Annotated in this window: 12 protein-coding genes; 8 read left to right on the top strand and 4 right to left on the bottom strand. The window is 67.1% G+C overall.

What is annotated here, in order from left to right:
- Positions 1–11: 11 nt before the first annotated feature.
- Positions 12–911: a lipid A hydroxylase LpxO gene (gene lpxO / locus ACZ50Q_RS19970; protein WP_092581615.1), complete on the bottom strand. Its 900-nt coding sequence runs from the start codon at positions 909–911 to the stop codon at positions 12–14.
- A gap of 104 nt (positions 912–1,015) precedes the next feature.
- Here lpxO and dnaE point away from each other — a divergent pair, with 104 nt between their 5' ends.
- From dnaE to ACZ50Q_RS19935, 7 genes are read left to right on the top strand one after another with little or no spacing between them, the layout of a single operon-like run.
- On the top strand, positions 1,016–4,507 hold the full coding sequence (gene dnaE, locus ACZ50Q_RS19965) for a DNA polymerase III subunit alpha (RefSeq protein WP_092581614.1): 3,492 nt from the start codon (positions 1,016–1,018) through the stop codon (positions 4,505–4,507).
- 2 nt (positions 4,508–4,509) lie between these two features.
- Positions 4,510–5,610 carry a glycosyltransferase family 4 protein gene (locus ACZ50Q_RS19960; protein WP_092581704.1) on the top strand — a complete coding sequence of 367 codons (1,101 nt, stop codon included), beginning with the start codon at positions 4,510–4,512 and terminating at the stop codon, positions 5,608–5,610.
- On the top strand, positions 5,607–6,455 hold the full coding sequence (locus ACZ50Q_RS19955; RefSeq protein ID WP_076519842.1) for a polysaccharide deacetylase family protein: 849 nt from the start codon (positions 5,607–5,609) through the stop codon (positions 6,453–6,455). Before ACZ50Q_RS19960 ends, ACZ50Q_RS19955 begins: the two co-directional genes overlap by 4 nt.
- Positions 6,452–7,204 (top strand): glycosyltransferase family 2 protein, encoded by a 753-nt coding sequence (locus ACZ50Q_RS19950; RefSeq protein WP_092581613.1) that lies wholly within the window; start codon positions 6,452–6,454, stop codon positions 7,202–7,204. The genes ACZ50Q_RS19955 and ACZ50Q_RS19950 overlap by 4 nt, the downstream gene beginning before the upstream one ends.
- Positions 7,201–8,316 carry a glycosyltransferase gene (locus tag ACZ50Q_RS19945; protein WP_092581612.1) on the top strand — a complete coding sequence of 372 codons (1,116 nt, stop codon included), beginning with the start codon at positions 7,201–7,203 and terminating at the stop codon, positions 8,314–8,316. Before ACZ50Q_RS19950 ends, ACZ50Q_RS19945 begins: the two co-directional genes overlap by 4 nt.
- Before the next feature lie 18 nt (positions 8,317–8,334).
- Positions 8,335–9,060, top strand: a complete 726-nt coding sequence (locus tag ACZ50Q_RS19940; RefSeq protein WP_464079369.1) for a polysaccharide deacetylase family protein — start codon at positions 8,335–8,337, stop codon at positions 9,058–9,060.
- The gene (locus tag ACZ50Q_RS19935; protein ID WP_464079368.1) at positions 9,035–10,183 is read left to right on the top strand and encodes a glycosyltransferase family 4 protein; all 1,149 of its coding nucleotides are present in this window, start codon (positions 9,035–9,037) and stop codon (positions 10,181–10,183) included. Before ACZ50Q_RS19940 ends, ACZ50Q_RS19935 begins: the two co-directional genes overlap by 26 nt.
- Before the next feature lie 24 nt (positions 10,184–10,207).
- Here ACZ50Q_RS19935 and ACZ50Q_RS19930 read toward each other — a convergent pair whose 3' ends face one another.
- From ACZ50Q_RS19930 to ACZ50Q_RS19920, 3 genes are read right to left on the bottom strand one after another with little or no spacing between them, the layout of a single operon-like run.
- Positions 10,208–10,495 carry a YkgJ family cysteine cluster protein gene (locus ACZ50Q_RS19930; RefSeq protein WP_076519847.1) on the bottom strand — a complete coding sequence of 96 codons (288 nt, stop codon included), beginning with the start codon at positions 10,493–10,495 and terminating at the stop codon, positions 10,208–10,210.
- Entirely contained in the window at positions 10,486–11,250 is a 765-nt protein-coding gene (locus ACZ50Q_RS19925) for a YdcF family protein (protein ID WP_076519848.1), read from the bottom strand. Before ACZ50Q_RS19925 ends, ACZ50Q_RS19930 begins: the two co-directional genes overlap by 10 nt.
- A 16-nt stretch (positions 11,251–11,266) precedes the next feature.
- Positions 11,267–12,238 carry a glycosyltransferase family 9 protein gene (locus ACZ50Q_RS19920; RefSeq protein WP_464079367.1) on the bottom strand — a complete coding sequence of 324 codons (972 nt, stop codon included), beginning with the start codon at positions 12,236–12,238 and terminating at the stop codon, positions 11,267–11,269.
- Between the two features lie 103 nt (positions 12,239–12,341).
- On the opposite strand from ACZ50Q_RS19920, the gene msbA reads away from it, so the two are divergent.
- On the top strand, positions 12,342–14,117 hold the full coding sequence (gene msbA / locus ACZ50Q_RS19915; RefSeq protein ID WP_092581607.1) for a lipid A export permease/ATP-binding protein MsbA: 1,776 nt from the start codon (positions 12,342–12,344) through the stop codon (positions 14,115–14,117).
- Positions 14,118–14,162: the final 45 nt, after the last annotated feature.

The raw sequence follows: 14,162 nt of genomic DNA, 5'->3' as shown, positions 1-14,162 counted from the left end.
ATCCGGCTGGCTTACAGGGCCAGGAACCCGGCGATCACCAGCAGGATCAGGGCGTACTTGGTGGCCTTGTACGCCGTGCGGTTCCAGTTCTTGAAGGCCTTGCGCTTCTGGTCGATCACCCAGTGCGCATGGGTCAGCCGGTTGATGGCGCCGGTCTGGTCGCCGCCGTCGTTGGGCGAACTGGCGGCGGACATGACCTTGCGGCCGAACCAGCGGTTGAAGGCTTCGGCCCAGCGCCACTTGAGTGGGCGCTCGATGTCGCAGAACAGGATGATCCGGTTCTCGCCCGTCTTGTTGTAGGCCTCGTGCACGTAGGTTTCGTCGAACACCACGCTTTCGCCGTCGCGCCAACTGTAATGCTCGCCGTCCACGATGATGTGGCAGCCGTCGTCGTTCGGCGTGGCCAGGCCCAGGTGGTAGCGCAGCGATCCGGCGAACGGGTCGCGGTGCGGGTTCAGTTGGCCGCCCGGGGGCAGCTCGGCAAACATCGCGGCCTTGACCTTGGGCAGGCCCTTCAGGATGGCGACGGTCTTGGGGCAGAGTTCTTCCGCTGAGGGGTGGCGGGCGTCATACCACTTCAGGTAGAACCGCTTCCAGCCGTACTTGAAGAAAGAGTTGAAGCCGATGTCGTTGTGGGCCTCGGCCGCCTTGATCCGGCGAAGCTCGGCCATTTTTATGGCTTCTTCGCGTATCGTCTCCCAGTTGTCGTCCAGCACCTTCAGTTCGGCGATCTCGCTGGTCGTCAGGTAGGGGGTGGTCGGCACCCGGGAGGCCAACACCATGAAGGCATTGATCGGGGCCAGCAGTACGGAATGATCCAGCAGTTGGCGTCCCAATGGCAGTTTGACGCGGCCGCGGAAGTGCGCAAACAGGATGGCGGCAAGCCAGATCCCGGGTACTAACCATTTCATAGGTATATCTCGTATTGCTACGGGTGGTGCGAAAAACCCCGGTATTGTCCCACAAGCCCCTTGGCGGCCTCCCGCCGGACCGGGGCGCTGGGTACAATTCCGCTATGTCCGAAGCCGTAACGACCCCGACCCCCTTTGTCCACCTGCGCGTCCACTCCGAGTTCTCGGTCGTGGATGGCACGGTGCGTATTCCCGATCTCATCAAGCGCGTGGCCAAGCTGGGGCAGCCCGCCGTCGCCCTGACCGACCTGTCCAACCTGTTCGGTCTGATCAAATTCTACAAGGGCGCGCGCGGCGCGGGGGTCAAACCCATCGCGGGCTGCGACGTCTGGATCTCCAACGACGAAGATCCCGCCAAGCCCTTCCGCCTGTTGTTGCTCGTGCGCAACCATCAGGGCTATCTGAACCTCTGTGAACTGCTGTCCAAGGCCTTCCTGACGAATCAGGGCAAGGGCCGGGCGGAAATCCGCCGCGAATGGCTGCAGGGGCAGGCCGGCCTGATCGCGCTGTCCGGCGGCCGGGGCGGGGACGTGGGGCAGGCGCTGGAAGCCGGCAATGCCGTGTCGGCGCTGGCGCTGGCCCGCCAGTGGGCCCATGTGTTTCCGGGCAGCTACTACATCGAACTGCAGCGCGCCGGCATGGACGGCGACGAAGGCTACTGCCAGGCCGCCATGCGGCTGGCTGCCGAGGCCGGCCTGCCGGTGGTCGCCACCCATCCCGTGCAGTTCCTGGACGAATTCGAATTCCAGGCCCACGAGGCCCGCGTCTGCATCGCCGAAGGCGAAATCCTGGCCAACCCGCGCCGCGTGCGCCGGTTCTCCAAGGAACAATACCTGCTCAGCTCCGAGGAAATGGCGCGCCGGTTCGCCGACGTGCCCTCGGCCCTGGCCAACACGGTCGAAATCGCCAAGCGCTGCAACCTGAGCCTGGTGCTGGGCAAGCCGCGCCTGCCCAACTTTCCCACGCCCGATGGCGTGACGCTGGACGATTACCTCGTCCAGTTGTCCGAACAGGGCCTGGAAAAGCGCATGGAGTTCCTGTTCCCGGACCCGGCCGAGCGCGAGTCCAAGCGTGAGCAGTATTACAACCGCCTGCGCTGGGAGTGCAAGACCATCATCCAGATGGGCTTTCCCGGTTACTTCCTGATCGTGCAGGACTTCATCAACTGGGGCAAGAACAACGGCGTGCCGGTGGGACCGGGCCGCGGTTCGGGCGCCGGGTCGCTGGTGGCGTACGCGCTGGGCATCACCGACCTCGATCCCATCCGCTATGACTTGCTGTTCGAGCGATTCCTGAATCCCGAGCGGGTCTCCATGCCCGACTTCGATATCGACTTCTGCCAGGACAACCGCGAACGGGTCATCGACTACGTCAAGGAAAAATACGGCCGCGCGGCCGTGAGCCAGATCGCCACCTTCGGCACGCTGGGCGCCAAGGCCGTGGTGCGCGACGCCGGCCGCGTGCTGGACATGCCCTATATGTTCTGCGATGGCCTCTCCAAGCTGATCCCGTTCAATCCGATGGATCCCTGGACGCTGGAGCGCACGCTCAAGGACGAGCCCGCCTTCAAGGACCGCTACGAGCAGGAAGAAGAGGTCCGTTCGCTGGTCGACCTGGCCAAGCCGCTCGAGGGCCTGACCCGCAACATCGGCATGCACGCGGGCGGGGTGCTGATCGCGCCCGGCAAGCTCACCGACTTCTGCCCGCTGTATTGCCAGCCGGGGCAAGAGAACAGCGCGGTCTCGCAGTTCGACAAGGACGACGTCGAAGCCGCCGGCCTGGTGAAGTTCGACTTCCTGGGCCTGCGCAACCTGACCATCCTGGACTGGGCCGTGCGCTACGTGCGCCAGTTCAACGCGGACAAGCGCGACTTCGACGTCATGGCGCTGGCCCTGGACGATCCGGCGGCCTACAAGATCCTGTGCGACGCCAACACCACCGCCGTGTTCCAGCTGGAATCGCGCGGCATGAAAGAGCTGCTCAAGAAGCTGCGGCCCAACACGTTCGAAGACATCATCGCCATGCTGGCCCTGTACCGTCCGGGGCCGCTGGAATCGGGCATGGTGGACGACTTCGTCAACCGCAAGCACGGGCGCGCGGCGGTGGACTACTTCCACCCGGACCTGGAAGCCACCCTCAAGAGCACCTACGGGGTCATCGTCTACCAGGAACAGGTGATGCTGATCTCCCAGATCATCGGGGGATACTCGCTGGGCGGCGCCGACCTGCTGCGCCGCGCCATGGGCAAGAAAAAGCCCGAGGAAATGGCCAAGCACCGCGTGCTGTTCGAGCAGGGCGCCAAGGAAAAGGGCCATGACCCGGACCTGGCGGTCAAGCTGTTCGACCTGATGGAGAAGTTCGCGGGCTACGGCTTTAACAAGTCGCACTCGGCCGCGTACGCGCTGATCTCCTACCAGACCGCCTGGCTGAAGGCCTACCACCCGACCGAATTCCTGGCCGCCACCATGTCGTCCGACATGGACGACACGGACAAGGTCCAGATTTTCTGCCGCGACGCCCAGGACAACGGCGTCGAGGTGCTGCCGCCCGACGTCAACCATTCCGGCTACCGCTTCGAGCCCGTCGCCGACAAGCACACCGAAAAAGGCAAGCCGCCGCGCACCATGCGCTACGGCCTGGGCGCCGTCAAGGGCACGGGCCAGGGCGCCGTCGAAGACATCCTGCGCGCGCGCAAAGAGGGCGGCCCGTTCCTCAACCTGTTCGACTTCTGCCGCCGCGTCAGCAAGCAGGCCGTCAACCGCCGCACCATCGAGGCCCTGATCAAGGCCGGCGCGTTCGATACCATCGAACCCAACCGCGCCGCCATGCTGGCTTCCGTTCCCACCGCCATGGAAGCCGCCGAACAGGCCGCCCGCAGCGCCAACCAGGCTTCGCTGTTCGGCGACGACAGCGGCGACGTGGTGGCCGGCGAGCTGGCCAAGGTCGCGCCCTGGGACCTGCACAAGAAGCTGACGGAAGAAAAGTCCGCGCTCGGCTATTACTACAGCGGCCACCTCTTTGACGCCTGGCGCGACGAGGTGCGGCGCATCGTGCCGATGCAGCTTGCGCGCGTGGAGCCGCAGCGCGACCTGCAATGGATGTGCGGCGTGCTGGCCAGCGTGCGCGTCATGATGACCCGCCGCGGCAAGATGGTCTTCGCGGTGCTGGACGACGGCACGGCGCAGGTCGAGATCTCGGTGTTCAACGAGCTCTTTGAGAAGCACCGCAACCGCCTGCGCGAAGACCAGCTCGTCATCGTGCAGGGCAAGGTCAGCAACGACGATTATTCCGGCGGCATGCGCATCGTCGCCGAACAGCTCTACGACCTGCAGCTGGCGCGCGAGGCGCGCGCCAAGTCCCTGCGCGTCAAGCTCAACGGCACCGCCGACGCGGCCCGGCTGCGCCAGATGCTCAATCCGTTCCGCGCCGAACCCGAGAACGGCATTGCGGGCGTGCCCGTCGACATCGTCTATACCAAGAACAATTTCCTGTGCACGGTCAGGCTCGGGGAAGAATGGCGCGTGCGTATGGCCGACACGCTGCTTGCCAACCTGAACGACTGGACCAAGCCGGACGGCGTGGAGGTCACTTACTGATGATGCCCCCCCTGCGTATCGTGCATTCGGAGGCCGCCACCAGCTTTGGCGGACAGGAAGGACGCATCTTCAAGGAAATGCATGCCATGCGCGCGCGCGGGCACCATGTCGAAGCGATATGCCAGCCGCACGCGCAGCTGACGGAACGCCTGCGCGATGCGGGCTTTACCGTGCATGCCGTCGACATGGCGGGACCCGTGAACTACGTGAAGGGCGTGGCCGCCGTGCGCCGCATCCTGAAGGCTGGCCGTTTCGACGTGCTCAATACCCACAGCCGCCGCGACACGGTGATCGCTGCCCTGGCCGGGCGCATCGCCGGCACGCCGTTGATCGTCCGTACCCGCCACCTGTCCAACAAGGTCGGGTCGATGTGGTCCTACACCATCCTGCCGCACCGCGTCACCACCGTCAGCGACCACGTGCGCCATTACCTCATCAGCCGCGGCGTGGCGGCGGACAAGGTCGCGACCGTGTATTCGCCCATCGTGCTGCCCGCGCCGGTCGAACACTCCACCTTGCGCGGCGAGCTGGGTCTCGCCGACGACGACATCGTCGTGGGCTGCGTGGCCGTCATGCGCGCCACCAAGGGGCACAAGGACCTGATCGACGCCATCGCGCCGCTCATGGCCGTGCGCCCGAAGCTGCACCTGGTGTTCGTTGGCGCCGGCTCGCCGGTCTTCGAGCAGACCCAGGCCTACGTGGCCCAGCGCGGCCTGCAAGACCGCATCCACCTGATGGGCACGCGGCGCGACGTGCCCAACCTGCTGGCGGGGTTCGACTTTTTCGCGCTGGCCACGCAGCAGGAAGCGTCGGGCACGGTCTATGTCGAGGCGCAGGCCAGCGGCCTGCCGGTGGTGGGCACCAATGTCGGCGGCGTGTCCGAGATGTTCCGCGACGGCGTGACCGGCATCCTGGTCCCGCCCAAGGATCCGGCGGCGCTGACCGCGGCGCTCGAACGCCTGATCGACGATCCGGCGCTGCGCCGGACCATGGGCGAGGCCGGCCGCAAGATGGTCTGGGAAGAAGGGGTGTTCTCACCCGCGCGCCTGGCGGAATCCACCGAAGCCATCTACACGCGCTGGCTGGCGGAGCGCCGCCCATGAACGCGCCCAACGTCCCGGTGCTGATGTATCACCACGTCACGCCGGCTGGCGGCATGATCGCCGCCACGCCCGACGTCTTCGAGACCCAGGTCGCGCGCCTGGCCCGCGCTGGCTACCAGTCGCTGACCGCCGCGCAGTTTGCCGCCTACCTGGCGGGCGGCAGCGTGCCGGAGCGGTCCGTGCTCATCACGTTCGACGACGGCTACCTGAACAACTGGGTGCATGCGCATCCCGTCCTGGCGCGCCACGGCATGCGCGCGGTGCTGTTCACCATCACCGGCTGGATCGGCGACGGTCCCGTGCGGCCGCACGCGGGGCAGGCGGGACCGCTGCCCGCCACGCCCGACCACAACGCCTGCAAGGAACTCGTGGCCGCGGGCCGCGCCGACGAGGCCATGCTGCGCTGGAGCGAAATCGAGGCGATGCAGGCCGCCGGCACCTTCGAATTCCATTCCCACACGAACACGCATACGCGCTGGGACAAGGTCTGCGGCGCGGACGTGAACGCCAAGCGCGAGCGCATCGCGCAGGACCTGCAGGATTCGCGCGACGCGCTGGTGCGCCGGCTGGGCGCGGTCAGCGACCACCTCTGCTGGCCCCAGGGATATTTCGACGCGGACTACGTGGCGGCCGCCCGGCAGGCCGGTTTCCGGCACTTGTACACTACCGACCCTTTCGGCCAGAACACCCCGGGCGCCGATCCCGGACACATCTATCGCTTCGCGGTGCGCAATCAGGGCGGATCCTGGCTGAACCGCCGGATCTGGCTGTCGCGCGACCCGTTCTGGGGCCCGCGCTATCACGCCTGGAAAGCCTGGAAAAAGCGTCTTAGGAATCGCGGATGAAGTTATCAGTCATCATCATCACCAAGAACGAGGCCGCGAATATCGCGGCCTGCCTCAAATCCGTGTCCTTCGCCGACGAATTCATCGTGGTGGATTCGGGCAGCACCGACGGCACCGTGGAGCTGGCGCAGGCCCTCGGCGCCCGGGTCGAGGTGACCGCCGACTGGCCGGGCTTCGGCCCCCAGAAAAACCGCGCGCTGGACCTGGCGACTGGCGACTGGGTCCTGTCGATCGACGCGGACGAGCGCGTCACGCCCGAACTGGCCCAGGAAATCCAGGACGTGCTGCGCGCGCCGCAGGCCGACGCCTATGAAATCGCGCGGCTCTCCAACTTCTGCGGCCGCGACATCCGCCACAGCGGCTGGTGGCCCGACTACGTGCTGCGCCTCTTCAAGCGCGGCACGGCGCGCTTCACCGACGCCGCCGTGCACGAACGCGTGGTGCCGGCCAGCGGCCGGGCGCTGCAATTGCGCGGCTATTTCCACCACTACCCCTACGACAACCTGGACGCGCTGATCAACAAGGTCAACCGCTATTCCTCCGACGCCGCGGCCATGATGTACGCCAAGGGCAAGCGCACCTCGGTCTTCGGAGCGCTGGGCCACGGGTTCTGGACCTTCGTGCGCATCTACCTGATCCGGCGCGGTTTCCTGGACGGGCGCCATGGACTCGTCCTGGCGGTGACGGCGGCAGCCGGCAGCTTCTTCCGCTACTCGAAGCTGATGTTCCTGGCGGAAAACAAAAAGTGAAGATCCTCTATACGAACTTCCACACCGGTAACGGTGGGGGGCACGTCACGTACATCATCAACCTGGCCAAGGCGCTGGCCCGGGATCACCAGGTCACCGTGGCGGCGCCCGGCACCAGCCGCCTGCATCGCTATGCCAAGGCCATTGCGGGCGTGACGGTGGTGGACATGCGCTACACGACGCGCCCGTCGTCCTGGTTCCAGGACCGCGCGCGGCTGCGCCGCCTGATCGTGGACGGCAAGTTCGACATCATCCACGCCAACGGTTCGGCCGATCACAAGCAGGTCATGCTGGCCACCCTGGGCATGGCGCGCCGGCCGCGCATCGTGTTCACCAAGCACAACGATCACCCGCTTTCCAGCTTTGGGCACAAGCTGCGCGTGGCGCTGGCGACCGACCACGGGATCGCGGTCAGCGACTACATCCGCGGCATGATGGAACAGTCGCCCTACCGCAAGCGTCCCATCACCACCATCCGCCACGGCATCGACACGAATTTCTTCGCGCCGCCGCCGCCCGAAAGCCTGGACAAGCTGCGCGAAATCTTCTTCGGCGCGGACTGGCGCGGCAAGTTGCTGCTGGGCAGCGCCGGGGGCACCGACTACGACAAGGGCTGGCTCGACCTGGTGGCTGCTGCGGCGGCGTTGCCGCCGGCCGACAAGGCACGCGTCTTGCTGATGGTCGCGGGCGATCCGCCGTCCGAGGCCAAGCTGGCGCGCGTGCGTGAACTGGGCATGATCGACCAGGTAAAGTTTCCCGGCCTGCTCGACGACGTGCGGGCGGCGCTGGCGGCCTGCCATGCGGGCTTCGTCTTGTCCTACCGCGAGGCGCTGTCGTTTGCCTGCCGCGAGATGATGGGGCTGGGGCTGCCGGTGCTGGTCAGCAACGCGGGCGGCCTGCCGGAAAACGTGACCGACGGCGTGGATGGCTGGATCGTGCCCATGCGGGATGTCCCCGCCATGACCGCGAAGCTGCGTTTCATGCTGGACAACCCGGACGCCGTGCGGGCGATGGGCCAGAAGGCGCGTGAAACCAGCCTGCGCGACTTCAACCTGGAACGTTTCGCCGCGGCCACGCTGGACGTCTACCAACGAACGCTGGCCGGACACTGAGTCCTATAATCCGCTCCTATGTCTATCCCAATCCTCATGTACCACCAGATCGGCGAGCCCAATCCCAAGGGCACGCCGTATCGCGGCCTGACGGTGCACCCCGACAGCTTCGCGCGCCAGATGCGCTGGATGCGCCGGCTGGGGTACCGCGGATTGTCCATGCGCGACGTCATGCCCTACGTGCGGGGCGAGCGCCAGGGCAAGGTGTTCGGCATCACGTTCGACGACGGCTACCGCAATGTGCACCACAACGCGATGCCGGTCCTGAGCGAGCTGGGATTCACCGCCACCAATTATTTCGTCGCGCGCCAGTTCGACGGCGGCAACGTGTGGGACCTGCAGAAAGGCATTCCCTTCTCGCCCCTGATGAGCGTGCAGGAAATGCGCGAATGGGCCCAGGCCGGCAACGAGGTCGGGTCGCACACGCTGGACCACGTCCACCTGCCGGAACTGCCGCCCGACGAAGCGCGGCGCCAGATCGTCCAGTCCCGCCAGGAACTGGAGCAGGCGCTGGGCGCGCCCGTCACGGCCTTCTGTTATCCCTATGGCGACCACGGCCCGGAACACCAGGCCATGGCGCGCGAAGCCGGCTACGACAACGCCACGCTGACCAAGCGCGGACTGGCGGCGGCGTCCGACGATCCCTTCGGACTGCCGCGGGTGACGGTGGCGCGCTCCACCAACATCATCCGCTTCCTCCAGAAGTGCCTCACCCGGTATGAAGACCACCGCCGGCGCCCGTGATCGCAGGCTCCGCATTGCGTTGCTGGTCGACCGCTTCGGCAATCGTTTCGGGGGCGCGGAGGCCTATGGCGTAGAGCTGATGCGGGTGCTCGGCCAGCGGCACGACGTGGCCGTCGTCGCGCGCGATTTCGACAGCGACCTGCCGTTTGAATACCTGCCCGTGCGCTTTCCCGGCTGGCTGCCAAGCTGGATGCGGGTGCTGTACTTCGCCTGGCGCGCGGATCGCCTGACGCGCGGCCGCTTCGACATCGTCCACTCCCATATGAACGGCTGGGCGGGCGAAATCCAGGTCATGCACGTCACGCCCGTGCGTTACAACCGCGTCACCCGCGTCAAGCCGCTGCATCGCGTGACCGCCTGGCTCAGTCCGCGGCTGGTCACCTATCTGCTGCTGGAAAAACTGCGTGTCCGCAGGACGCCCCGGCGGCGCGTGGTCGCGGTGTCCGGCCTCATCATGGACCAATTGCACCGCAGCTATGGCGAACAGCTTCAGGTCGACATCATCGCGCCCGGCGTCAAACTGCCTCCCCCTGACCGGGACGGCAGGCGGGCCGCGACGCGCGCGCGGCTCGGCTGGGACGCCCACACCATCGGCTGCCTGCTGGTGGCGCGCAATCCCTTGCGCAAGGGCCTGCCGGCGTTGCTGGACGCGCTGGCGCAGCTTCCGCCGCACTACACCCTGCTGGTCGTGGGCGCGGACGCGTCCACCCGCGAGCGCGTCCGTGCCGCGGGTCCCGTCGCCGGTCGCGTCACGCTGATCGACCCCACGCCCGACGTGGCGCAATACTTCGATGCGGCCGACATCTATGCGCACCCGACGCTGAACGACAGCTATGGCATGGCGCCGCTCGAAGCGATGTCGCACGGCCTGCCCGTGGTCGTCAGTTCGCCGGTCTACTGCGGGTTTGCCCAATACCTGACGGACGGCCAGGACGCGTTCATCCTGCAGGATCCGCGCAACGGCGCGCAGTTGGCGCAGGCGCTGGAACGCCTGGGGTCGGATCCTCAACTGCGCGCGTCGCTCAAGACGCGCGGGCTGGAGATCGCCCGCGAACAGAGCTGGGAAACCGTGGCTTCGCGCTACGAGGCGCTGTACGAAAAGGTGCTGCGGGAACGCAATTGAAGGCGGCGTGGCGCCGCCCCGGCGTCAGTGACCGGGTGCAGTCGCCCGTTCCAGGTCGGCCAGCCAATGGATCGCGTGCGCGCGGTCCGGCCCGCACATGTCGCGCTGGGGCTGCAGGCCGCCGCAGAAGTCCGGACGGGAAGGGTGGCCGAAAATCGCGCACCGCATGTCCGGCAGCAATTGAATACAGGGCACGCCGGCAGGCTTGCCCTGCGGCATGCCCGGAATGGGCCGCGTGATCGACGGCGCGATGCAACAGGCGCCGCATCCCGGCCGGCAGTCCAGCGCCGCGTCGGCCTGGCTCAGACCCATCCGCGCAGCCAGTAGACGAACAGCCCGGCGTATTCCTTCAGGATCGAGCGGCTGGCGTCGAACGTGCGCTCGTCGGGCAGCCACAAGGGCAGGGAACCGTCCGCCGGCAGCACGATCTGCGGGGGCGCGGGGGCGGCGATGACTTCCACGCCCTGCTTGGAGAACGCCGCCATGGCGCGGGGCATGTGCAGCGCGGAGGTCACGAGCAGGACCTTGCCGATCCCGCGCGCCTTGAGCTGGTCTTCGGTCAGCGTGGCATTCTCATAAGTGGTGCGGCTGGCGTTTTCCAGGATCAACGCCGATTCCGGCACGCCTTGCTGGCGGATCGCGTGCGCCATCCCGCGGGCTTCGCTGACATCGCCTTCCAGCGCGCCGCCCGACAGCACCACCTTGGGCGCGCGTCCGGCCAGGTAAAGCTCGGCGGCGGCGTCCACCCGCACCACGGCCGTGTCCTTGTCATAGGGCAGGAACCAGTTGGCGCGGCCATTCGCGGTATTTCCGCCCAGCACCACGATCGCGTCGGCCGTCGGCATCTCGGCGGCGGGTTTGTGCGGATAGCGGTTTTCCAGCGCGCCGCCGGCCCACAGCGACGTGACCGGCAGGGACCAGGCCAATGCCCAGAGCAGGCCCGCGGCGACGAGCGTGAGGCCCGTCTTGCGCAGCCGGAGCAGCCCCAGCACCAGGCCGACGACCACCAGGGTGATGCACAAGTTGTAGGGAATGATCAGATTCGTGAGATAGCTGGAAAAGGTCATTTCAAGACAATCCTGTTTACTGCGTACCATCCAGCAGGCGGTTGGCCTGCCGTTCCACTTCTTCCGGCGATGGCCACGCGTGGTCGGTTCCGACGCACACGGCGCGGGGGGACCAGGGACCGGTCCGCTGCGGCTGCGTCACGCCGAACAGCGTGAGTTGCCGGGCCGATGCGGCGGCCGCCACGTGCGACACGCCGGAATCGTTACAAATCACCAGCGTCGCGCGGGCGGTCAAGGCCGCGAAGGCGCCCAGTCCCAGCGGGGGCAGCAATTGCGCCGTCCGGGCATTGCGCCGGGCTTCGTCGGTTTCGGCCGGAGGGGGGCACATTACCACGGTATGGCCGCGGGCCTGCAGGGCGCGCGTCAGTGTATCGAATCCCGGCCAGACCTTGATTCTGCCTTTGTGCAGGCCGGTCGCGGTCGGCGCGATCAGGACAAACGGCCGGCCTTCCAGCCCGGCCGCGGCCAGCGCCTCGTCAGCCGCGCGTTCGTGCGCCGCCGTCAGGGGCAGATCCAGCGTCGGCCCCGGCTTGGCCGGACCGCCGCTCAGGCCCCAGCGGTTCAGGGCTTCGCGGGTCAGGTGATGCCAGGATTCGACCGCGTGCAGCGGCTGGACGGGTTTGGCGAACGGCCAGCGCAGCAGGAAGCTGCGGCCGTCGTCGCGGTAGCCCGCCGACGGCAGGCCGGCCAGCCGGAACACCAGCGCGCTGGACAGGGAGTCCGGCAGCAGCAGGCCCCGGGCGCGCCGGCCCTGTGCGCCCAGGCCGCGCCGGTGCGCGCTGACCGCCGCCCGGTCCGGTCCCACCTTGCCGCGCATCGGAATGAAATCCTGCTTGTCCACGCCATCGAGCAGGTCGCGGGCCCAGGGGCGTGCGCAGATCACCAAGGGAAGGCCGCTGGCCTGCAGGGTGCGCAGGCTGGGCAGGCTCATGCAGACATCGCCCACCCAATTGGGTAACCGGACGTACAAGCAACTGATATCGGACATGGGAGGGCGCAAAGGCGCGGCTAGGGCTAAGGGGCAGGGGACGGCGCGCACGCGCGCAGCCGGTACAATCCTGGGCACAATTGTATAAAAGCGAGTGATCCCTTTGAATTCTGCCGCACGCAATGCGCCAGCGGGTTCCCAACCCGTGAAATCCGAACTCTGGACCCGGATCTACAGCCGCGTGGGTTCCTACTGGAAAGGCTTGCTGGCGGCCGTCCTGCTGATGGCAGGCGCCGCCGCCACCCAGCCGGTGCTGGCGGTCATCATGAAGCCCCTGCTGGACGGCGGCTTCTCCGGCGCCAAACCCTATTACGTCTGGGCGCTGCCGCTGGCGGTCGTCGGGCTGATCCTGTTGCGGGGCATCTGCAACTTCTTCAGCGACTATCTGCTTGCCTGGGTGGCCAACAACGTGCTGCTGGGCATGCGCCGCGACATGTTCGAACGCCTGCTGGGCCTGCCGGACGCCGACTTCAAGCGCGGCGACACCGGGCGCCTGCTGAACCGCTTCACCATCGACGCCGGCAACGTCACGGGCTACGCCACCGATGTCATCACCGTCCTGGTCCGCGAAACCCTGGTGGTCCTGGCCCTGATCTGCGTGCTGCTGTACATGTCGTGGGTGCTGACGCTGATCATCCTGGTCATGCTGCCGGTGTCGGTCATGATTTCGCGCTTTTTCATCAAGCGCCTGCGCCGCATCAACCGCGAGACCGTCAACATGAACGCCGAGCTGACCCGCGTGGTCGGCGAGGGCATCGACGGCCAGCGCGTCATCAAGCTCTTCGACGGCTACGAAGTCGAACGCGGCCGCTTCGATTTCGTCAGCCGGCGCCTGCGGCGCTTCGCCATGCGCACGGCCACGGCCGACGCGGCGCTGACGCCGCTCACGCAGGTCTGCATTTCCATCTCCGTCGGCGCCGTGATCGCCGTGGCGCTCAGCCAGGCCAACAGCGGCTCGCTGACCGTGGGCAGTTTCGCGTCGTTCATGGCCGCGCTCGCCCAGATCTTCGATCCCATCAAGCGCCTCACCAACGTGGCCGCCCGCATGCAGAAGATGCTGGTGTCGGCCGAAAGCGTATTCACCCTGATCGATCAGGTGCCGGAAAACGACACCGGCACCAAGGAACTGCCCGAGCCCGTGCGCGGCAAGGTCGAATTCCGCAACGTGTCGCATCGCTTCCCCGACGCCGACCGCGACACGGTCAACGACATTTCCTTCGTGGTCGAGCCGGGCCAGACCGTCGCCCTGGTGGGCCGCTCGGGCAGCGGCAAGACCACGCTGGTCAACATGCTGCCTCGCTTTGTGCTGGCCGACAGCGGCGCCATCTTCGTGGACGACGTGCCGATCAACGACCTCACGCTGCGCAGCCTGCGCTCGCACCTGTCGCTGGTCAGCCAGGACGTGGTGCTGTTCGACGACACCATCGCCGCCAACGTCGGCTATGGCGCCCTGGGCAAGTCCAGTGAGCAAAAGGTGCGAGATGCCCTCGAAGCCGCCAACCTGCTCGAGTTCGTCGAGGGCCTGCCGCAAGGCATCAACACCCCGGTGGGCGAAAACGCCGCCCGCCTGTCCGGCGGCCAGCGCCAGCGCCTGGCGATCGCCCGCGCGCTCATCAAGAACGCGCCCATCCTGATCCTGGACGAAGCGACCTCCGCGCTGGACAACGAATCGGAACGCCAGGTGCAGGCCTCGCTGGAGCGCCTGATGAAGGGCCGCACCACCCTGGTCATCGCCCACCGCCTCTCCACCGTGCAGAATGCCGACCGCATCATCGTCCTGGACGCCGGCAAGATCGTCGAACAGGGCCCGCACGCCGACCTGCTGGCGGCCGACGGCCTGTATGCATCGCTCTACAAAATGCAGTTCCGGGAAGACTGAGCCGCCGCGCCCCGCTTTCTCCAGCCACCGCCCCTCGGGGCGGTT

It is taken from the genome of Achromobacter sp. T5-5 (assembly GCF_055397965.1).
Note: the sequence above shows the minus strand (reverse complement) of the source record. Positions and strands in the feature narration are given on the sequence as shown.